The 21,631-nt window shown below is 43.0% G+C and carries 21 protein-coding genes and 1 pseudogene; 17 read left to right on the top strand and 5 right to left on the bottom strand.

Translation table 11 applies throughout. The features are described 5' to 3' along the window. Window positions 1-397 precede the first annotated feature (397 nt). Window positions 398-1,237: a hypothetical protein gene (locus EHS13_RS23585; protein ID WP_155702742.1), complete on the bottom strand. Its 840-nt coding sequence runs from the start codon at window positions 1,235-1,237 to the stop codon at window positions 398-400. A 193-nt stretch (window positions 1,238-1,430) separates the two neighbouring features. Here EHS13_RS23585 and EHS13_RS23580 point away from each other — a divergent pair, with 193 nt between their 5' ends. After that, a complete protein-coding gene (locus tag EHS13_RS23580; protein ID WP_155702741.1) occupies window positions 1,431-2,195 on the top strand; it encodes an SDR family NAD(P)-dependent oxidoreductase in 765 nt (254 codons plus the stop codon). A 43-nt stretch (window positions 2,196-2,238) separates the two neighbouring features. Continuing rightward, complete coding sequence (locus EHS13_RS23575) at window positions 2,239-3,300, top strand: LLM class flavin-dependent oxidoreductase (RefSeq protein WP_155702740.1); 1,062 nt, start codon at window positions 2,239-2,241, stop codon at window positions 3,298-3,300. A 175-nt stretch (window positions 3,301-3,475) separates the two neighbouring features. Here the strand turns inward: EHS13_RS23575 and EHS13_RS23570 are convergent, their stop codons facing one another. Continuing rightward, window positions 3,476-3,787, bottom strand: a complete 312-nt coding sequence (locus EHS13_RS23570) for an ArsR/SmtB family transcription factor (RefSeq protein ID WP_155702739.1) — start codon at window positions 3,785-3,787, stop codon at window positions 3,476-3,478. A 252-nt stretch (window positions 3,788-4,039) separates the two neighbouring features. Here EHS13_RS23570 and EHS13_RS23565 point away from each other — a divergent pair, with 252 nt between their 5' ends. Continuing rightward, window positions 4,040-5,023 (top strand): SLAC1 anion channel family protein, encoded by a 984-nt coding sequence (locus EHS13_RS23565; protein ID WP_155702738.1) that lies wholly within the window; start codon window positions 4,040-4,042, stop codon window positions 5,021-5,023. Window positions 5,024-5,117: 94 nt separating this feature from the next. Here the strand turns inward: EHS13_RS23565 and EHS13_RS23560 are convergent, their stop codons facing one another. Genes EHS13_RS23560 through EHS13_RS37400 form a run of 3 tightly spaced genes read right to left on the bottom strand, consistent with a single transcriptional unit; the run spans window position 5,118 to window position 6,499 of the window. Next, window positions 5,118-5,579: a nuclear transport factor 2 family protein gene (locus EHS13_RS23560; protein ID WP_155702737.1), complete on the bottom strand. Its 462-nt coding sequence runs from the start codon at window positions 5,577-5,579 to the stop codon at window positions 5,118-5,120. Between the two features lie 15 nt (window positions 5,580-5,594). Continuing rightward, window positions 5,595-6,305, bottom strand: coding sequence for a substrate-binding domain-containing protein (locus EHS13_RS23555; RefSeq protein WP_155702736.1), 711 nt, complete (start codon window positions 6,303-6,305; stop codon window positions 5,595-5,597). Next, entirely contained in the window at window positions 6,302-6,499 is a 198-nt protein-coding gene (locus tag EHS13_RS37400; protein ID WP_155702735.1) for a LysR family transcriptional regulator, read from the bottom strand. The genes EHS13_RS23555 and EHS13_RS37400 overlap by 4 nt, the downstream gene beginning before the upstream one ends. A 463-nt stretch (window positions 6,500-6,962) precedes the next feature. Between EHS13_RS37400 and ilvB the strand changes: the two genes are divergently transcribed. The 14 genes and pseudogenes from ilvB (at window position 6,963) to EHS13_RS23485 (ending at window position 21,557) form a co-directional block, all read left to right on the top strand. Further along, the gene (gene ilvB / locus EHS13_RS23545; RefSeq protein WP_155702734.1) at window positions 6,963-8,711 is read left to right on the top strand and encodes a biosynthetic-type acetolactate synthase large subunit; all 1,749 of its coding nucleotides are present in this window, start codon (window positions 6,963-6,965) and stop codon (window positions 8,709-8,711) included. Then, window positions 8,708-9,187 (top strand): acetolactate synthase small subunit, encoded by a 480-nt coding sequence (ilvN, locus tag EHS13_RS23540; RefSeq protein WP_155702733.1) that lies wholly within the window; start codon window positions 8,708-8,710, stop codon window positions 9,185-9,187. Before ilvB ends, ilvN begins: the two co-directional genes overlap by 4 nt. A 190-nt stretch (window positions 9,188-9,377) precedes the next feature. Next, window positions 9,378-10,295 carry a hypothetical protein gene (locus tag EHS13_RS23535; RefSeq protein ID WP_155702732.1) on the top strand — a complete coding sequence of 306 codons (918 nt, stop codon included), beginning with the start codon at window positions 9,378-9,380 and terminating at the stop codon, window positions 10,293-10,295. Window positions 10,296-10,467: 172 nt separating this feature from the next. Further along, window positions 10,468-11,202: an SDR family oxidoreductase gene (locus EHS13_RS23530; RefSeq protein WP_155702731.1), complete on the top strand. Its 735-nt coding sequence runs from the start codon at window positions 10,468-10,470 to the stop codon at window positions 11,200-11,202. A 21-nt stretch (window positions 11,203-11,223) separates the two neighbouring features. Next, a complete protein-coding gene (locus EHS13_RS23525) occupies window positions 11,224-11,640 on the top strand; it encodes a MerR family transcriptional regulator (protein ID WP_155702730.1) in 417 nt (138 codons plus the stop codon). Window positions 11,641-11,848: 208 nt separating this feature from the next. Then, window positions 11,849-12,514: a GntR family transcriptional regulator gene (locus EHS13_RS23520; RefSeq protein WP_155702729.1), complete on the top strand. Its 666-nt coding sequence runs from the start codon at window positions 11,849-11,851 to the stop codon at window positions 12,512-12,514. Window positions 12,515-12,524: 10 nt separating this feature from the next. Beyond that, window positions 12,525-14,210, top strand: coding sequence for a dihydroxy-acid dehydratase (gene ilvD, locus EHS13_RS23515; RefSeq protein WP_155702728.1), 1,686 nt, complete (start codon window positions 12,525-12,527; stop codon window positions 14,208-14,210). Between the two features lie 141 nt (window positions 14,211-14,351). Beyond that, the gene (locus EHS13_RS36275) at window positions 14,352-14,522 is read left to right on the top strand and encodes a hypothetical protein (protein WP_162462903.1); all 171 of its coding nucleotides are present in this window, start codon (window positions 14,352-14,354) and stop codon (window positions 14,520-14,522) included. Window positions 14,523-14,606: 84 nt separating this feature from the next. Further along, a complete protein-coding gene (locus tag EHS13_RS23510; protein WP_155702727.1) occupies window positions 14,607-16,010 on the top strand; it encodes an ABC transporter substrate-binding protein in 1,404 nt (467 codons plus the stop codon). Continuing rightward, a complete protein-coding gene (locus tag EHS13_RS23505) occupies window positions 16,003-16,884 on the top strand; it encodes a carbohydrate ABC transporter permease (protein ID WP_155702726.1) in 882 nt (293 codons plus the stop codon). The genes EHS13_RS23510 and EHS13_RS23505 overlap by 8 nt, the downstream gene beginning before the upstream one ends. A 16-nt stretch (window positions 16,885-16,900) precedes the next feature. Next, the gene (locus tag EHS13_RS23500; protein WP_155702725.1) at window positions 16,901-17,779 is read left to right on the top strand and encodes a carbohydrate ABC transporter permease; all 879 of its coding nucleotides are present in this window, start codon (window positions 16,901-16,903) and stop codon (window positions 17,777-17,779) included. A gap of 21 nt (window positions 17,780-17,800) precedes the next feature. Continuing rightward, window positions 17,801-18,961, top strand: coding sequence for an efflux RND transporter periplasmic adaptor subunit (locus EHS13_RS23495; protein ID WP_155702724.1), 1,161 nt, complete (start codon window positions 17,801-17,803; stop codon window positions 18,959-18,961). A gap of 81 nt (window positions 18,962-19,042) precedes the next feature. Next, window positions 19,043-19,731 (top strand): annotated as a pseudogene (locus tag EHS13_RS23490) (response regulator transcription factor). Further along, complete coding sequence (locus EHS13_RS23485) at window positions 19,728-21,557, top strand: sensor histidine kinase (protein ID WP_155702723.1); 1,830 nt, start codon at window positions 19,728-19,730, stop codon at window positions 21,555-21,557. Before EHS13_RS23490 ends, EHS13_RS23485 begins: the two are co-directional and overlap by 4 nt. The last annotated feature ends 74 nt before the right edge of the window (window positions 21,558-21,631 follow it).

Below are 21,631 nucleotides of genomic sequence, written 5' to 3'. Positions count from 1 at the left end.
GGTGCCCAAGCTGTTGAGAAATTCTACAATCAGTCGCTTTGTGCACCGTACTAGGCCAAAAAATACACCTGGAAAAACTCCCGCTAATATTGTATTAAATGACCATTTCGAGAAAATAACTGGAAAAGGTACTTGTAAAAAAGCGCATTTTGCGTGTTTCAAGGCTTTTCAGCTGAACTAGCAGGATAAATTCCATGTAAAATATAAAACTAAACTGGAATCCATTTATTAGAGGGAGAAATTCCATGAAGAATACTTATATGGGACAGAAGTCATTCATAGTCTCTTTAAAATGACTTTTTCAACAGCCTAGGGCACCTGAAATCAGGTGCATTTTATTTTCGCCGTTAAAGTGATACGGAGAATCGTACTGGTGCACAAAGAGGGATTAAACAGGTTAGTTCTGGAACTCCTGTTTTAAGGTGTTTTTTTCTAAGAGAACAAAAATCGCTAAAGCTAAAATACGAGTGAGTGTTAAGTAAAAAAAGCTCCACCCATCTTGGAAAATCAAAATTTTCATATTTAGAAGTAAACTATCACTCAACAAAAAGAAAAGGATTGGAGATATTTTCCAATACCACTTTTTGAGAATACAAACAAAAAATATAAAGACGAGAGCAATACCAGCGTGATAAAGAAAAGAAAACACAGTACTATCGCGGTACATATTTTCATACCAATCCACTCTATAATGCTGTTTTCCGAGAAGCAAGAGAATGTATGTGTCAATCGCTATGAAAAAAAATGCAACCAAAAGCAACGTTATATTTCGCAGAAATTCATACCTGTGTTCTTTCAATTTTAAAAACCATTTTTTAATAATTATTAGAAAGATAATTACTGTAATGCCAGTCATATTAGTTCTCCACCAATGGTGTTCATAGGCTCCAACCTTGATAAACAAAATATCAAATGACATGTAAACAGCGGATATCAAGAAAAACCAATGATATCGTAAGGAGAATGCACCAACTAGAACTGCTGTTGAACCCCAAAAAAACGTGTTTGTTATAAGATGCCCTAAAGTACTTTCGGCGAAAGGGTCAGTAAAAACACTGGGTTTATATATGTAGGCATCAAATAAATAGAGTACAAAATATTCACCTATCCAAGAGAAGACGGAAGCAGCTAAAAAGAATAAAAACAAATCAGTAAATTGTTTCTTCTTATACACCGTATAGGAGAAAATTCCTACACCGAAGAGAGCCAGCCAAATGTAGTATGATAAATTTGACAATTTAACCCTCCCAAATGTGGCCTATTATTTTATTATGTTCTTAGAATAATAAAATAATTCATGAGAAGGTAAGGGATGACCAGGAGTAGATACAAATGAATTTTTTTAATGTTGACAGATTAAAGTAATAACATTATATTAAATAAAGTTAGGATAAATAATAGTAGTATAAATCACAAACCAGGAGGAAACTATGGGAATACTTGATAATAAAATTGTTTTGATCACAGGCACCGGAGGAGGTCTAGGCCGTGTCGCAGCACTGACCTTTGCGCGAGAAGGTGCAAAGGTCGTCGGGTGTGACATCAATGTTGATGCCAATAACGAGACGGTTGAACTCGTACGTCAATCCGGCGGTGAGATGACTGGCATTGCTCCGATCAATCTCACTGACCCCGAACAGGTGCGGAAGATGGTTGAGGATGCCGCGACAGCCTACGGAGGGCTTGACGTAGTATACAACAACGCGGCCATTCAACGCTTCGGTCCGATGCCTGATTTCTCAATTGATGACTGGCGGTTCACAATAGCCGGTGAACTCGATATTCCTTTCTTTGTGTCGAAGTTTGCATGGCCACACTTGGTCCAGCGCGGTGGCGGGGTAATCATCAACGTCGCGTCCATGGCAGGCATGATTGCCGGAGAGAACCCCCCGATGGTCGCGCACTCCGCAGCGAAAGCTGGCGTCATCGCTATGACGCGGCAATTCGCGCTTGAAGGCGCGCGCCATGGGATCCGTGCTGTGGCAATCAGTCCCGGGCCTTTCCTGACCCCGGCCAGCGACCGCGACCTCGGTGACAACCAGGCTGCTCGGGACGCGGTAACTAGCAAGACACTTCTCAAGCGCTTCGGTCAACCAGAGGAACTCGTGGAGCTCGCGGTATTCATCGCTTCTGACCGGGCGTCTTACATCACAGGCGCTAACTACGCAGTCGACGGCGGCGCGACCGCTTGGTAAAGCTATAAATTAATAATAATTTTATACTTAGGGGGATTTGAAATTGGAAATAGGTGTAGATTCTTTTGTAGAAACAACTCCGGATGTTAAAACGGGCAAGACGATAAGTCATGCAGAGCGGTTGCGCCAGGTAGTTGAAGAAATTGTCCTTGCCGATCAAGTTGGGTTGGACATATTTGGGGTAGGCGAGCACCATCGTAAGGAATTTGGAGATTCCGCTACTGTCGTTGTGCTGGCGGCAGCGGCGGCCATGACCAAAAGGATACGCTTAACCAGTTCAGTTACCGTGCTATCTGCTGTTGATCCAGTACGTTTGTTTCAGCAGTTTGCCACACTCGATGGTATTTCAAATGGACGTGCGGAGATTATCGCGGGTCGAGGCTCGATGGTCGATGCGTTCCCATTGTTTGGTTATGATTTAAAAGACTATGATGAGCTTTACGCCGAAAAATTGGAACTACTATTAAAATTAAGGGACTCGGAGAAGATATCCTGGAAAGGAAAGCATAGACCTGCCCTTACAAATCTGGGGGTGTATCCGCGTCCAGTTCAGAACCCTATACCCGTGTGGCTTGGTAGTGGGGGGAATACGCAATCGGTAATACGAGCAGGGGAACTGGGACTGCCTCTTGTTTTGGCGATCATTGGCGGGAGCCCTTTGCAATTTGCTCCGCTCGTGCCGCTCTATAAGAATGCTGCTACTCGTGCAGGACATGATGCATCGAAATTACCGATAGCTGTACATTCACTTGGTTTCGTTGCGGAGAGTAACTCGATAGCGGCCGAAAAGTATTTCCCTCCCACTCAGGCAGTGTTTAATTCAATGAGTAAAGAGCGTGGTTGGGGACAATATAGCCGTTCTCAATTCGATGCCTCATGCAGCCCAGAAGGCGCATTCTACGTAGGCGATCCCGAAACGGTGGCCAATAAAATTATTTATATGCAAAAAAAATTAGGCTTCTCACGATTCTTCCTACATTTACCTGCCGGCACCATGCCACATGAGGATGTTATGAAATCCATTGAATTATTGGGTAAGGAAGTCGCACCGCGAGTTCGGGAAGAGGTCGCAAGGTGGGAAGCTGAGGAAGGAATTTCGAGATGATTACGAAAGTCGTCTAAATTCTATTTGGTCGAAACTGAGTTAAAATCTAAATAAAACTGCTTATTATTCAATTATCCCCTTTAAGTAAACGGTGCTAAGAAAGCACACTACTTTACTTAAGGGGGATTTTTTATACATATATAGATTTCTATAAATATTTAACTTGAAAACAAACTTAAAGCTCATCTCGAACTCTGTCTTTAAACCGAGCAATATTACTTTCATCTCTCCGATAATATGTCCATTGACCGTAACGTTTAGTCTCCAGCAAACCGGCTTTTTGCATCTTGACCAGATAGCCAGAAATGACAGACTGCGCCAGACCCGTCTTGTCTGAAATCGCTCCAACACAAATACCACCTTCAAAACCACTATTCTTAGGAAGAGGATGTTGAGGTCCAAAATGCTCCTCTGAATTTTTAAGCCACTCTAGAATTTTAAACCGGGTCTCGTTGGACAATACTTTCATAATCGATATAGTTTCCATATTCCTATTATATCTATATTTAAGAAATTTAATAATAAGTCTTATCTATAGTAATAATAGAAACAACGATATTGACCACCTTTCGGAGCAAGGTTAAGATAATAAAGCCCTTGGAGGAGGGTGCAAAAGTTAGGTGTTCTTTAATTTGAATGCTTATTGGTAAGGGTGATTCTGAACAATGTACTTCACTAACCTTCTTAAATGTGTGGTTACTTTGATAATAAAATATAAAGAGAAAGTAGTGAAGCTTTTATGGAGACTATAGCTGCCGTACAGAAACAAAGAAGTATCGGTTCAGTGCAATTCTTGCCAGTTAATTTATTCGCATCAGTTATGGGTGTTTCGGGTTTGTCTTTGGCTTGGCGACAAGCGAGCAAGCTATTTGGTACTTCTCTCGTCATAGCTGATATTATTGGAATCGTTGCGGTTCTTATGTTTATCGCGTTAAGCATAGGTTATATTTCAAAATGGGTGCTCTACCCTCAGAAAGTTGTAGACGAATTTATGCACCCTATCATAGGGAACTTTTTCGGTACAATCACGATTGCTATTCTATTGCTTTCTACCGTGCTAGGTACCTATAGTCAAGAGTTAGGCCAAATTATTTGGATCATTGGTACGGCAACTACTTTATTGCTTAGCTTTGTTTTCGTTTCACGATTGTTAAATGGGGATCAAGAACCAGTAAATGCGGTTCCTGCATGGATTATTCCTGGGGTTGCTACACTCGATGTAGGCGTCGCCGGAGGAACGATGCCGTTTGCTTGGGCGCATGAAGTCAATCTGTTCTGCTTAGCGATCGGTGGAATTGTTGCTCTAGTTTTATTCATCATTATCGTATTCAGATTGATCCATCATGCTCCTATGCCGGCTGGATTAACACCTTCCATACTCATCATGATTGCACCGTTTGAGGTAGGTTTTCTTAGCTATACGAACTTCATGCAAAAAATTGATCCGTTCGCATCTATCTTGTTTTACTTTGGCTTGTTTTTATTCATCATCCTGTTCTTTAAAGTCTTTAAAAGGTCTGTACCGTACGGCGCTTCTTGGTGGGGGGTAAGCTTTCCGATTGCTGCACTTAGCAATGCTGCTTTGAAGTATGCGGATTTCGTGCATTCGTGGCTGTTAATCGCCATCGCCGTGGTCATTCTGGCATTGCTTAGTATCGTTCTGATCGTTTTGTTTATTCGAACATTGAAGACTCTGTTCAATGGCACATTGCTTAGAGGATAATTCAACTTCCAAATAAAGGCGTAGGTAATCGTGCACAGATTACCTACGCCTTTTGGAAATGTCGAAAAGAGAGTTTTAAGGCTCTCTATACGTGTCATAGGTAAAGATCGGAGAGACTAGGATGATCATCTGGACGACGACCGAGCGGCCAGTGAAACTTTCGTTCGGAAGCGCTAATTGGCATATCATTGATTGAAGCAAAACGCCGCTGCATCAATCCATTTGGGTCAAATTCCCAATTTTCATTCCCATAGGACCGGTACCAGTGCCCACTATCATCGAGCCACTCGTAGGCAAAACGTACTGCAATGCGGTTATCAGTGAATGACCAAAGTTCTTTGATAAGTCGATACTCCAATTCTTTCGCCCATTTTCGAGTGAGGAAAGCTATAATTTCTGTTCGACCTTGTGGAAACTCAGCACGATTGCGCCAACGGCAGTCTTCTGTATAGACTTGCGAAACACGATAAGGGTCCCGACTGTTCCATCCATCCTCAGCCATTCGAACTTTTGCAATTGCTGTTTCTAACGTGAAAGGCGGCACAAGAGATGCCATAGGATCACTCCTTCATTAAACTATTTGTTTTAGACTCGAAAAATATTCTAATATATGAGATTTGAACAAGGTAGCTGGCAGACTTAATTCTCTGTCTTTATTAACGACAAGCCCGTGAGACGAAAAGATCCCTGGACGAAGAGGCAACGCTTTGATTTCTCCGTTTTCAAGCTCTTTTTTTGCTGCAATCACAGGAATTAAAGCAAAACCCATTCCACATTTTACAGCTTGTTTTAACATTTCAATGCTTGGAATTTGGATTGCGCTATTACCTTCTATACCAGCTTCTTTTAAAACTTGGTGAGCATGAGTATGGTATAAGCAAGAATTTCCAAAGCTGAGTACGGTTTCCTCATTTAATATACTCAATCCTTTAGATTCAAATTTTTCAGTTAATGCATTTGAGCCAATAAATACCAGCTCTTCTTCAATAAGCGGATGAAAATGGAAGTCATCCCGTTGCGGATTACGCGGAAGAAAACCAAAGTCAACCGCATGCTGCAATACTTGATCAATAATAAAATGATCAAACCCTGGTTCCACTCGGAATTTTACTTTTGGAAAGTTATTCTTAAACTGTTGTACTGGCGGAGACATCCGAGTAACAAAAAAAGACTCATGCATGCTAAGGCGTACCATTCCTTGCGGTTGGTTTGATTCGTTCATAGCTTCTTCTACGGATAACCCCAATTGAACAAATTGATAAGCAAATTTGGAGAGCTTCAAGCCAGCCTCAGTTGGTTTACGCCTCTAGACAATCGATGAAATAGTTTTTGGCCACATGCTTGCTCTAACAACTTGATATGACTGGTTACAGTTGATTGAACATAACCTAATTTATCAGCAGCTCGACTAAAGCTTCTTTCCTCCACTACTGCGATAAATGTTTTGAAGAATCGTCCTTCCAGTAACTCAATCATAATACCTACCCCCTGTGATATTTCAAATCGAAATAGCAAGCATCGAATACTTTCATAACTCGAATCCATAATTCATGATAACATAATATTTGTAACGAGCAATAATCATTTTAAAAGTTCGTAATTATAAATATGTATGTTGTGATGAAGAGAATAAAATGCAAGGTTCTTATGTCCAGAGAGCAGGGGGTACGGTGTGACCTTTGCCATAAGCCCTTGTTATTGTCATCTCGGAGCATTTTGGCTGAGCACTCGATTTAGGCACCTGAATCGAGAAGTAGGATCAAACGGTTTTGCACACGTTAAAGTGCTGAGATCAAGATGAATCTTGACCTCATGAGACTGGATTCGTAAGATATCCAGTGTATCCGGGTGGTACCACGAAATACCCCTTTCGTCCCGACATCGCAGTGAAAGTTTTACTGCGGAGTGAAGGGGATTTTTTTATAGGGGGAAGAACAAAATGGAAAAGAATCAACGAGCACCTATATTGACAAGCGATTTGCGAGCAAAACTTTTGAAGTCAGACATGGTAACCGGCTCGGAAATACTTTTAAGAAGTCTGCTGCTTGAACAAGTTGAGTGTGTATTTGGGATCCCCGGCGGAAGTATACTCAATATTTATGACGCTTTACTTGAAATGCCTGATTTTATACATCTCATGACTCGACACGAGCAAGGGGCAATTCATGCTGCAGATGGCTATGCCCGTGCTTCCGGTAAGGTTGGTGTTTGCTTCGCAACATCAGGTCCAGGTGCTACGAATTTAGTTACAGGTATTGCTACTGCATATATGGATTCGGTGCCGTTGGTGGTGATAACAGGTAACGTACCCACTGCCTTGATTGGTACTGATGCCTTTCAGGAAGCAGATATTACCTCAATTACAATGCCAATAACCAAACACAATTATTTAGTGCGAAATGTGGAAGAGTTGTCCAAAATAATACATGAAGCTTTTCACATAGCATCGACAGGTAGGAAAGGGCCCGTTTTGATCGATATACCCAAGGATATCTCAAGTCAACAGACCCTATTTTATTACCCTGAAGCTGCGCCTATCATCAGAGGATACCATTCTGAAATCCAACCGAACCTTTCACAAATTGAAAAAATATTATTGGCAATTGAGAGTGCAGAAAGACCAGTCATATTGGCAGGCGCTGGAATTATCCATTCAGAGGGCTCACAGGAATTGATAGAATTTGTGGAAAAGACCCGCATCCCTGTAACCACGACTCTGCTTGGATTAGGTGGATTCCCAAGTGGAAATGAATATTGGATGGGGATGCCAGGAATGCATGGAACGTATGCAGCCAATATGGCCTTACAAAATTGTGATCTCCTTATTAGCATTGGTGCTCGCTTTGACGACAGAGTTACCATGAAAACCAGTGGATTTGCCCCAAAAGCGAAAGTTATCGCCCATATCGATATAGATCCAGCAGAGATTGGCAAAATTCTTGAAACAGCAATACCCTGTGTCGGGGATATCAAAACTGTCCTTCATCTTGCCAACATGCAAGCTAAGCCAGCGAAATCGGAAGCTTGGTTAAAAGAAATTCAAGAAAACAAAAAAAATTACCCCTTGCGGTATACAGATTCAGAAGCCGCTTTGAAACCCCAATTCGTTATAGAAATGATGAGTGAGACAACCAGAGGTGAGGCAATTGTAACTACGGACGTAGGTCAGCATCAAATGTGGGTCGCTCAATTTTACAAATTTAAACATCCACGCTCAAATATCACATCAGGCGGCCTTGGGACAATGGGGTTTGGGTTGCCCTCTGCAATTGGTGCTCAAGTCGCATTCCCGGAGCAGCTGGTTATATCTATCAACGGTGACGGTGGTATTCAAATGTGTATTCAGGAGCTAGCAATTTGTTCAATTTATAATATTCCTGTGAAGGTTGTTATTATAAACAATCAAGTTCTCGGCATGATTCGGCAGTGGCAAGAACTCATTTATGATAATCGTTTCAGTCACATGGATCTAAATGGAAGCCCTGATTTCGTGAAGTTAGCAGAGGCATATGGGATCAAAGGGTTGAGGGCAACCAATAAAGAAGAAGCACGGAATGTTTGGAAAGAAGCAATGGAGACAAACGGCCCTGTTTTAATAGATTTCGTTGTTAGAAAAGAAGAAAATGTATATCCAATGGTATCTCCAGGTTCTGCAATAGATCAAATGATAATGGGGGATGCAGAATGAAACTCCATACCATTTCTCTACTTGTAAACAATCATCCTGGAGTATTGCATAGAGTGGCGGGGCTTTTTGGTCGCCGCGGCTTCAATATTGAGAGTATTACAGTTGGACAATCAGAAGAACTAGGCTTGTCACGCATGACTATTGAGACATCAGGGGATAACAAAACTCTTGATCAAGTAAAAAAGCAATTGAACAAATTGATTGATGTTGTTACAGTTGTTGACTTAAGTGCTAACACTATGGTAGCCCGAGAACTTGTTTTGATCAAAGTAAGGGTACTGCCACATACACGTCCTGAAATCTTTAGCATTATAAATATTTTCCGTGCATTCATTATTGATGTTAGTTTAGAAAACCTGATTGTACAGGCAACAGGCGATAGAATCAAAATAGCGAAAATGATTGAATTATTAGTTCCTTATGGAATTTTAGAAATCAGTCGAACCGGTGTGACAGCTATGGCATGTTTTGATTAACGATACAGGTAAAATATCTACTAGCGATAGATATTTTCAATGCTTTATATTCATCTAATAAAATCAACCTAACCCTCCTCTATGAACAACGATTATTGGTTAAGTGTATGAAATTCATTCGTCAAGAAACAATAAAGGTAAAAAAATAAAGGCTAGAAATGAATTGGTCTCAAAAAGGAGCCGTGTTGAAATGATTTGGAAAATCCTAAAATCCAGAGGCTTTATTTCAGCTTATATTTTAGTTATTCTCATGTTAGTCGGTGCTGTAGCACTAAACCAAATGGATATTCTCTTCCCGGAAATTGCTGGTATGGCAATGGGGGTTTTGGTGTTTCCAGTGCCGCATTGGATAAAGAAGCCAGTTCACCTCTGGGTTTCCCCAACATTAGGGGCATTCCTTGGTACTTCTTTGAACGACTTATCTCTATCGCCTCTGGTGAAAATATGGCTTGGTCTTGTGATTGTTGTCATTCTAATGCATGTATTTCGGATCAATTTTGGACCAACGATTCCTGCTACATTGCTGCCGATCTTTTTAGGTCTACATGACTATATTTTTGCAATCTCAACTGCTGTCTTTACATTTGTGATTATGTTGGCTGCTTTTAGATTAAGAAATCCAGAAAAGTTGTCTGTTGGTCCGCTGAATTTTCGAAAGAAACGGGATACGGTTATCATAACCATTGTTTTAAGCCTGTGGATTTGGCTGGCATTCGCAACAAAGCTAGAAGTTTTAGTGGTTCCACCTGTATTTGCCCTCATTTTCGAACTCTTTCATACTGAAAAATTTAATTGGAGCTTGATTCCATCACGATTAGCGGTATTGACGACAACGGCTATTTTTTCAGTAGCAGTCTTTCACTTGTTCGGAGGTTCTATCATTTGGGTTGGTGTCGTAAATATTTTGATTACAACCATTCTTTGTAATTTGTTTAAAGCTCCTGTTCCTGTTGCATTTGGTGTCTCGTTGATGCCACTTATATTCACAGAATGGGGGAGCTGGGGTTTTCCAGTGGGTGTCTTTGTCACAACAGGAGTTTTAATGTGTATTTCTGCAGCATACCGTCAGTTCAAAAACAAACAAGCGGTTCGAGACGTAGTTATGTAAACAGAATTAGACAGGAAAGAGTAACAGAATAATGGCAGTCTAAAACTTTATTTTTAAGTTTTAGACTGCTTTTTTTTGAAATGCCACCAGTAATTTTGTTCTTGACTTGGAGTGTACTCCAAGTTGTAACATGATCTTCAGCAAGTAAATTCTATCTCTAGGAGGCGTAATTATGAACACATCGAAGACTGTTTTGATAACGGGTGGGAATAAAGGCATAGGGTTCGAGAGTGCCAGACAATTGGGCAAGCTGGGCTTCATAATTTTGATCGGTTCAAGAGATCAATCTAAAGGGCATGAAGCCGCAGCTTCGCTGAAGAATGAGAACATAAATGCTGAGGCAATAACGCTTGATGTTACAGATTTGGATACAATCCAATCTGCCACGAAACGAATTGAAGCTCAGTATGGTGCGCTTGATGTTCTGATTAATAACGCTGGTGTTAACTTGGACAGAGGCCTTCCTCCGAGTCAACTGGAATTGACCGTTCTTAGGAATACTTATGAGACCAATGTTTTCGGCATGTTTTCTGTCACTAAGGCAATGCTCCCTTTGATTAAAAAATCGCCTGCTGGCAGAATTGTAAATCTTTCAAGTGGCTTGGCTTCCTTGACCTTGAATATTGACCCCGAATCCGATTCAGAAAAATACGGAGTAAATTTGCTAGCCTACATGAGTTCGAAAACGGCTGTCAATGCACTGACTGTCTTGTTTGCCAAAGAATTAAGAGAGACGCCGATCAAGATAAACTCAGCTGATCCAGGGTTCACAGCTACGGATTTGAATGGGCATACGGGTTATCGTACCGTTGAGCAGGGCGCTTCTATTGTCGTGAAACTTGCCACCCTTCTGGGCGATGGTCCGAACGGCGGTTTCTTTGATGAAAATGGAGTGATACAATGGTAATACATTAGGAGGTGTGGTAAAGTGATCGACATTGCTGAAACCATAAGCTCAATTAAACAGGCGGCTGAATTCACAGGTCTGTCAGAAGATACGATCCGCTATTACGAGAAAATTGGTTTGCTTCCCTATGCCGACCGCAAAGCAAGCGGACACAGAACATACAGTAAACATCAATTGGAAGGGATGGTCTTTTTAACGAGACTTAAAGCAACCGGGATGACACTGGAAGAAATGAAGCATTTCCGTAAGCTTTATGAAAGGGGAGAAGCCTCACTCCCTCAGAGAGTCTCCATTCTAATCGAACACAAGAATAGAATTCAGAACGAGATTGACCGCTTGCTAGAAACACAAAGGATTATTGATTATAAAATTGACAATTATTACGAGGTCCTTGTAAATCCAGACTTAACCACTTCAGGCTGTGAGCCCGTAGAATAGTAATGAACAATAAAGGCTAATAAGATAGAATCCCAATAATGAGCTTTCTCATTATTGGGATTTTTTATTTTTGAAAAATTGGTGCTAAGGTAAACGCTGCTTTTATTTCGGAGGGTTCGTATTTTATGTAATTAATTTATTCTTGCATTTAATATATATATGCGATATATTGCATACAACGTAGTTGATGATAAGGAGGTTATTATCCATGCCCGTACCAAAGAATTTTTCGACACCGATTAGGATGTCTGCCAAGGAGCAAGCGTTATCCCAAATCCAGAGATGGATTATTGAAGGTACCCTGCAACCAGGCGAAAAATTAATTGATGCTGAACTAGCTGAGTCTCTTTCTCTTAGTAGAACGCCAATAAGGGAGGCTTTTCAGCTTTTGGAGATGCAAGGCTTGGTTTCCATGTATCCCGGCAAAGAAACGAAGGTTACGAGCATCGAGAAGGACGATATTCTGAAAATGTATCCTACGCTTGCAGCGCTCCATGCATTAGCAGCAGAATATGCAGCCAAGGTTATTTTGCCTGCACAGATTGAAACTTTAAAGGAGCTAAATGCTCAGTTTGCTAAAGCTATCGAAAATGGCCAGCCCTATCAAGCGATGGAGCTGGATGAGCAATTCCATAATCTTATTGTTGAGGTATCGGATAACGCGTACGTTGCATCATTCAGCGCTTCGCTGCAAATTCACATTAGAAGGTTTAAATATGTTTTTTTAAAGCAGCCAGTTTCAGGAACACTAGTCTCGGTGGAAGAGCATGCATCCATAATTATAGCCTTGGAAAAGCAAGATGCAGAAGCAGCATCGGCCACGATGAAACAAAACTTAATAAGACCTATGCATGAATTATACTCGTTGATCTAATTTCGAAAGGATGATAAGAATGAAAATGAGAAGTGATATGATTAAAAAAGGTTTTGACCGTGCCCCGCATCGCAGCTTGCTGCGTGCAGCAGGTGTTAAGGAAGAGGATTTCGGCAAACCGTTTATTGCCGTATGTAACTCGTATGTTGATATTGTTCCAGGTCATGTTCATTTGCAGGAGTTCGGTAAAATTGTTAAAGAAGCCATTCGTGAAGCGGGTGGCGTGCCATTCGAGTTCAATACAATAGGTGTCGATGATGGAATTGCGATGGGGCATATCGGGATGCGTTATTCACTGCCAAGCCGTGAAATTATTGCAGATTCTGTTGAGACAATGATTGCAGCGCATTGGTTTGACGGGATGGTCTGTATCCCAAACTGTGATAAAATCACGCCAGGTATGATGATGGGTGCACTTCGTGTCAACATACCAACCGTTTTTGTGAGCGGAGGACCGATGAAAGCAGGTAAAGACAAGAACGGTAAATCGATCTCATTATCTTCGGTATTTGAAGGTGTTGGCGCGCATCAGGCGGGTAAAATTACAGATGAAGCTCTCGAAGAGCTTGAACAATATGGTTGTCCTACCTGCGGATCTTGCTCGGGCATGTTTACAGCTAACTCGATGAATTGCTTGGCTGAAGGCTTGGGTCTTGCACTGCCGGGTAACGGAACTATTCTTGCGGTTGCAGAAGAGCGTAAAGAATTCGTTAAACGCTCCGCAACACAATTAATGGAATTAATTAAGTTGGATATTAAACCGCGTGACATTGTTACAATAGAAGCAATCGACAACGCGTTTGCCTTAGATATGGCAATGGGCGGTTCGACTAATACAGTATTGCATACACTTGCGTTAGCGCATGAAGCAGGCTTTGAGTACCCGATCGAACGCATCAACGAAGTCGCCACGCGTGTTCCACATCTAGCCAAAATCGCACCAGCGTCTGATTATCACATTGAAGATGTGCATAATGCTGGTGGCGTAAGCGCAATTATCAATGAATTATTGAAAAAACCAGGCGCACTGAATGGCGATTGTATTACTGTAACAGGCAAATCCTTGCGTGAAAATGTAGCAGGCTGTGAAATAATAAATACGAATGTCATCCGATCTCTGGATAACCCTCATAGTCAGCAGGGCGGACTTGCTGTATTATTCGGCAACTTAGCACCACAAGGCAGTATTATTAAAGTTGGCGCGGTAGATAAAGAAGTAGGCGGTTTCTTTAGTGGTCCGGCTATCGTCTTCGAATCCCAAGAGGAATCATTGATTGGTATTGCCAATGGTAAAGTAAAAGAAGGCCATGTCGTTGTCATCCGTTATGAAGGGCCAAAAGGTGGACCGGGTATGCCGGAAATGCTGTCACCAACTTCATTAATCGTAGGAATGGGTTTAGGCGCTAAAGTCGGATTAATCACGGATGGCCGTTTCTCGGGCGCATCTCGCGGCATTAGCATTGGCCACATTTCACCTGAAGCAGCGGAAGGCGGACCGATTGCATTCGTCGAAAACGGCGATATAATCGAGCTTGATCTTATCAACCGCACGATTGAATTGAAAATCAGCGAAGCGGAAATGATCAAGCGTAAAGCGAATTGGAAGGGCTTCGAGTCCAAGATCAAAACAGGTTATTTGGCCCGTTACTCTAAGCTTGTCACATCAGCCAGCACAGGCGGCGTTTTGAAGGTTTAATTGAGTCAAGTAAGAAAATAACAGTCTCCCAAGTCTGAACTAGACCTGGGGGACTGTTTTATTATGCAGCAGAAATCGTCAAGAAGATGAGCTTCGTAAATGATAAACTAATAGGGAAACTAGCTGATATGGAGGTATACGATGAAATACATTGAAAGTGTTGCGGATAAGTCTGCAATGGAAATGGATATATATATATTCCAATCAAATTTTGATTACTTCATCCTTGATTCCATGTTTGGTTATGGATGTTTACTTGCTCAAATTCTTAAGCTTCCCGCAATTTTCATGCTATCCCAAATCTTCATTTAATCTTGATCTCCACTCCATCTCTTCTTGATCTGCTTACATTAAGCTAACTATGTAATCCAGAGAAACTAGAGAGGAAGAGAGCAAATGAAAAAAATCATTTTGTTGATCATTTTCTGTACACTTATGATGTCTGTCGCCGCTTGCACCAGTGAAAGCAGCGGCACGGCATCGAGCCCAATGACAAGCGGAGAGAACACGTCCGATTCTACGCCAACTACTGAATCTTCTTCAGCCCCGCAGTCAACAGCTGCATTGCCCCCAATGGCGACACCAGATCCCAACAAAAAAAGCACGCTTGTTTTTGCAATGTATGCCTATGATCCCTACTTGGAGGATGCTACGAAAGCTTATGAACAGAAACACCCAAACATTAAAATTGATTTTCAATATGTGGCCAAAGAATTTGACCCGGCGGGCACATTGGTGGAGAAATTCAATACGAAAACGAATGCGGATTTCTTGAGGGGCAAGGGTCCAGATCTGGTCGTCATGGACGACTTGCCTGAAACTAAATATGTAGGCAACAAGCTGCTCGTGAATCTGGGAGAAATGATGGACAGCGATCCAAGCTTCCAGAAAGAGCAATATTACCAGAATATCATTTCCAACATAAAGGAGAAAGACGGCGGCGTCTACACCATGCCTTTATCTTTTTATTTGTCAGGTTTGATAGGTGACGAAGAGGCATTGGACAAGTCGGGAGTGGCATTCGACGACAAAAGCTGGACCTGGGATCAATTCAGCAAGACTATGAAAAACCTGCCTCCAACTGACAAGTACAATTTCCCTTACTTCGCTAAAACGGAGCAGAATCTTCTATACGAAATGGTGAATGCAAACTTCTCTCAATTAGTGGATAAGGTTAACAAGAAAGCTTATTTCGATACGGATCGCTTTATCAAATTGATGGAGCAAATAAAAACCATGGAAGCGGACAAAACATTAACCTTGGACCCTAAAAATTACGAGAAAGTGTATTTTCAGCAGGGTGACTTATATTCACTTAGCAATTTTTTAGACTATTTAGAGAACAGCAAGATCAGCAAGCTGAAGCTGTATGAATTACCAAAGGCCGAAGGACAACAACCTGGAGGATACTTCTCGACGTTTTTAAATATCGGCATCAATGCCAACACCTCTTTAAAACCGGAAGCATGGGATTTCCTGAAATTCCTGATGTCAGGCGAAGGGAGTTTAACGGACAAGGAGCTGGAAGGGAACCTGGGCTGGTACAATTCGTTACCCATTTCCAAAACCGTTTTTGAAGCGCGTGCGGCAGAAACAATGAAAGATGGCAAGCTCAAACAGGAGGATCTCCAACAGATAGAAGCTTTTATTTCAAATGCAAAAACGCCGAAAACAAGAATGCCTGGCGAAATTGAGATCATTTTCTTTAAGGAGGTTCCAGCCTTCTTCAGCGGGCAAAAGTCCGCCCAGGTCGTGGCAGATACCATTCAGAACAAAGCAATGACGTATCTCAATGAATAGGCTTCGTTTATCCGCTTGGCTGCGAAAAGACGGAGCGGCGGCCATGATGTTTCTGGCCCCCAGCCTGCTTGGCTTTGCCCTTTTCTATGCTGTCCCGTTTGCAATAAGCATTTATTACTCGTTTACCGATCGTGTAATAGGCGGAAAGTTTGTTGGTTTCGCCAATTACAAGGAGCTGCTGTTGAGCAGTTCCTTTCGGAAGGCGGCAGCCAACACGCTGCTCTTCACCGGGATCAGTGTTCCGATTCTGATGGTGCTTTCCTTGGTTTTGGCACTGCTGCTCAATCAGCGTCTTTGGCTGCGGAATTGGCTGCAAACCTCCTTTGTGCTGCCGCTTGTTGTTCCGGTCGCCTCAATCGTGACGATCTGGCAAATTTTCGTTGACTGGAACGGCAGCTTGAACGCCATTCTGCATACTATCGGTTTGCTGCGAATCGATTGGATGAACTCGAATTGGTCTATGGCGGTTCTCGTATTGATCTATATCTGGAAAAATATCGGCTATAACATGATTCTCTTTCTGGCGGGACTTCAGACGATCCCGCAAAGCTATTACGAAACGGCACGAATTGAAGGGGCAAGCCGCCTTCGCCAGCTGTTCGGCATTACACTCGTTTACTTGATACCAACGATGTTTTTCGTCATCCTGATTTCGATTATTAATTCGTTTAAAGTGTTCCGTGAAACGTATATGCTTGCGGGCGACTATCCGTATGACCGCATCTATATGATGCAGCACTATATGAACAATATGTTTTTCTCACTGGATATTCAGAAGCTATCTGCCGCAGCCTCGCTCATGGTCGGCTGTATTGTCATACTGGTATCCGTCCTATTGCGGTTTGAGCGCAGATTTCAAGACAATTTAGAATAATTGGGGGGAGGAGCTTATGAATAAAATACGGCCGCTTCCCAGGATTGCTCTTTCATTGCTTGTCGCTGCTTTGGCTGTGATTATAGTGATTCCGCTTGTACTTACGATTACGAACTCGCTCATGACCCCAAACGAAATGAGCATGAACTATGGATTGATCGGCAAGATGACAGACGCCGCGTCGAACAACAAAGACGCCTTCGTCAACCTGAAGGTGATCCCCGACTGGGTGACCTTCGCCCAATACAAGAAGCTGTTGATCACAACCCCAAGATTCCTCAAGATGTTCTGGAACTCGGTAGGCTTGGTCTTCCCGATCATCGCCGGACAGACGCTGATCGCTTCACTGGCCGCTTACGCCTTTGCCAAGCTTCGATTCAAGGGACGGGAATTAATGTTCCTGATCTATTTGATGACAATGCTTATGCCCTTTCAGGTCACATTGGTTCCCAACTATATAATCATTGATGGATTGGGACTCCTCAACACGTCAGCAGCCATTATTCTTCCGGGTGTTTTCGGTGCCTTTGGTGTATTTATGCTTCGCCAATTCATGACGCAAATTCCGAGTGCCTATATGGAAGCAGCGAAAATGGACGGCGCGGGACATGCCGTTATTTTCATCCGGGTCATCTTGCCTTTGGTCAAGCCCGGCTTGGCCGCGTTGACGGTTCTGCTGTTCGTCGACTATTGGAATATGGTCGAGCAGCCGCTCATTTTCCTAGAGGATGAGTTCAAACAGCCGTTGTCGCTTTATTTGCTGCAGATCAACCAACAAGAGCCCGACGTTGTCTTTGCTGCTTCTGTCCTGTATATGTCCCCGATGGTATTACTGTTTCTGCACGCCGAAACTTATTTGATCGAAGGTATTCAGCATTCGGGAATTAAGGGGTAGTTTAATAGCAGGAGTGATGAAATGGAAGCTTCAGAAAACAACATTAACCGGGAAACACGGAAGCGAAATATTCGCCTGATTGCAGGCTTGTTTTTTGGCTTGCTCATCCTTTGTACGTTGTTCAGTAACACACTGCTTGGGCTTACACTGCCGAAGGTGACGACGGAAACTCCGAGCTCCGGCACTCTTGACCGGGAGTTTAAAGGCACCGCGATGCTTGAGCCCGTGATGGAAGTAGATTTGTCCAATCCGGCTGGAACAAACATAACTAAAGTGTTGGTGAAGGAGGGGGAGCTGGTCAAGAAAGGACAAATTCTTGTCCAGTACGATATTAGCGAGGCAGAGCAGCAGGTTGAGGCAGAACGGGACATGCTGAAAAGACTAAAGCTTCCGCTGAAAAGCCTGCAATATGCCTACATTGAAGCATCGCATAATGCAGACCCACATGCACAGAATGCTGCCCAAATGGCGTTGGAAAGCGCGAATATGGATGTTTCCGCGCAAGAGAAACGAGTTCAAACGCTGCAGAGCCAGATAGCGGGCAAACAAGAGCTTAAAGCGCCGTTTGCTGGCATTGTCAAGGAAGTTAACGCTGTAGAAGGCCTAGCCTCAAATACCGGAGCCGCGGATATCCGGCTCGCGAATGCCGAAAAAGGGCTTCAATTCGAACTGCAAGTCCCGGTCGACATAGCCGCAACGCTGGCTATAGGGGATCCTTTAGAAGTGACGATTTTCAACAAGGAAAGCCGTTCCATTCAAGGCAGGATTATTAAAATAGAAGAGTCCGACGCGCCTGATCAGAGCGCCAAGTCCGGTGATGACGTTCAGGAAGGAGACCCGTTGCAGACGACAAACCGTTTGCTTGTTAACCTTCATGACGAGTTGCTCCAAGGCGGCGAATGGGTACAGGTCAATCTAATAGGCGCAGGGAACGACAAAACGATTATCATTTCGACCAAAGCGGTCCATATTGAAAAGGATGGAGCTTACGTGTTTGTTGTGGCCGATAAACATGGGCCACTAGGCAATGTCAGCTATGCATCCAAGGTATCCGTCACCATTACGGCTGCCAACGCTATGAAAACCGCGGTTGCCGAAAGTTTTTTCGACGATCAGCAAATCATTGTGGAAAGCAGCGAGCCGCTGCAGGACGGCACCCAGATTAGAATGCTTCATCCTTAATAACGTGCTTGGCAAGCTTCTCTTTTTAAACCGATATCTGCTATGATTGAAGAAGTGATGAAATGAAGTGGAGGTTGTAGTATGGATGTCAGGACAATTCTAGTTGTTGAGGATGAGCCGATTCTAAGGGAAATTGTCAAAGATTATTTTCTGAACGAGGGGTTCGAGGTTCTCGAAGCGGACGACGGCGATCAAGCCATAAATCTGTTTCAGAGCAACAAGGTGGATCTGATTATTCTTGACATCATGCTGCCGAAGCTGGACGGATGGAGTGTTTGCCGGCGCATTCGCAAGACCTCCGATGTTCCTATTATTATGCTAACTGCCCGTGTGGATGAAGACGACACGCTGCTTGGATTCGAAATGGGAGCTGACGATTATGTCACGAAACCATATAGCCCCCCTGTCCTATTGGCCAGAGCGAAGCGGCTGCTCGACAGCCGTTCACGCCAAAGCAAAACGTCTGATTCAGGCGATTCGATCATGCAGCATGGCATCCGCATTCATTTTCCCTCGCGAACGGTCGAAAGCGATGGAGGCAGAATAAGCTTAACGCATACGGAATTCGAGATCCTGCTTACTTGATGTATAACCAAGGCATCGTGGTATCCCGGGAACAAATTATCAGCAAAATTTGGGGGTACGAATACGTTGGCGACGATCGTACAGTCAATACCCATATTCGCAATATTAGATTCAAATTAGGCGACAAGGCGAAGCTAATCACAACCATTGTTAGGACCGGTTATAAATTTGAGGCCAATCTATGAAAAGCCGGATCGTATTGAAGCTGTTTTTGCTGACAACGGTGCTGTGCTCGCTCATATTGGCGTCTATTTATGTCGGCCAAACGGTATTTTTCAAGGATTATTATGTGAAGCAAAAAGTGGCTGAGATTAAGGACAGCCTCGAAACCTATCAGGCACAATACGAAGCCGGCAATGGCGACGTTCAGACAGTTCAGAGGCTAGAGCAAGATTTCTATCGGGATCATAGCTCGTTGCTGACGGTTCTGGATCAGTATGGCAGCTTAAAGCAAGCGAACGACTTTTACTTGGAAGTTAACGTCTTGGACGATAATACTAATACAACTATGCCCTATAAAGTGCCCCTGTACAATGCCGTGGGGGCAGAAGAGGCAGCAGATGCCGAAAATTACCTCACCGTGAAAACATCTGTTCGGATTTATGGTATTCGCAAAGGGACGGCATTATTTCCGGCAATAATCATTGCAGGAGCCCCGGATGAGGATGGCAAAACATTCAACAATGAACTCTTGAAAAAGAATTATGATGAAATGGAAGGAGAGGCCATACGCAAGCTAAAACAAGACAAAAACATCACCGATAAGAGGCCGCTTTATCTTCCTTACGAATATTTCTATGGTGAAATTACCAAGGTTCGCTTACAAGCCTTAAACGATGCATCGAGTCTGGTCCAAACAAATCCTCTGCTTCTTGACAGAATTAACGTTTTTCAGATGGATTTATTATTGAACGAAAAGAAAAATAATAGCGGTTTTCTTCAAGTGCAGGATTACGAGCAGTCAAACGTCAAATACAAGCTGTTCATTCAACCGATGCGCGATCCCAACGGTGCCAATTCTTATCTATTCGCGATGGCCTCGCTGCAGCCTGTCGATGAAGCTGTACAAATGGTTCAGAATTATTATGTTTATATCGTAGTGTTCGTAATGGTTCTTGTTTTGCTTGCTTCCTTTTATTATTCGATCACAATCGCAAGGCCGCTGCTGCGAGTCAACCAAATGACGAAGAAGCTTGCCGGACTGGACTTCTCAGCTGCGATTCCGTTTAAATCCAAGGACGAGATTGGCGACCTTTCGCGGAATGTCATCTCCCTTTCGGATTCATTGCATTCTCATATCAAAAAGCTTCAGGATGATATTGAGAAGGAGAAGCAGCTGGAGAACATCCGCAAGGAATTTATCTCCGACGTTTCGCATGAGCTGAAAACCCCGCTTAGCGTTATGAAGAGCTGCATTTCCATACTGAAGGATGGTGTGGCTGTCCATAAGAAGGATCACTATTTCGCAGCAATGGATAAAGAAGTCGATAAAATGAACCTGCTGATCGTCGATATGCTTGATCTGGCCAAGTACGAATCGGGCACGTATCGGATGAAGATGGATGAGTTTTATATTGACAGCTTAATCGAATCGATCTGTGAACAGTTCACTGAAGAGATCAGCGAAAAAAAGCTGGTCTTGCAAATTCAGCTGGCACCTGTGCAGGTCGTTGCCAATCAGCTTCGCATCGAGCAAGTCATTACTAATTTTATTACGAATGCAATTCGTTATACGACTAGCGGTCAGAACATAATCGTGACCGCTCTTGAAGAAGTGGACCAAGTGATCGTCTGTGTGGAAAATAAGGGAGCCCGAATCCCGCAGGAGCAACTGGATAAAGTATGGGACCGTTTCTATCGGGGTGATTCCTCCCGTCAGCGTTCCGCAGGAGGTACTGGGCTTGGTCTGGCAATCGCGAAGAATATTCTCGAGCTTCATGGAGTTGAGTATGGGGCGGCTAATACTCATAACGGGGTGATCTTTTATTTTTACCTCAAGAAAAAAGCTTAAATCAATTCAATAAACTATTCTAGAGTCTAGCCAAGCTAGGCTCTATTTTTATGCAACAAATGCCTTCTTTGATT

Origin of the sequence: Paenibacillus psychroresistens (assembly GCF_009728935.1) — a bacterium.
In the GTDB taxonomy this organism is placed as follows: domain Bacteria; phylum Bacillota; class Bacilli; order Paenibacillales; family NBRC-103111; genus Paenibacillus_AC; species Paenibacillus_AC psychroresistens.
Note: the sequence above shows the minus strand (reverse complement) of the source record. Positions and strands in the feature narration are given on the sequence as shown.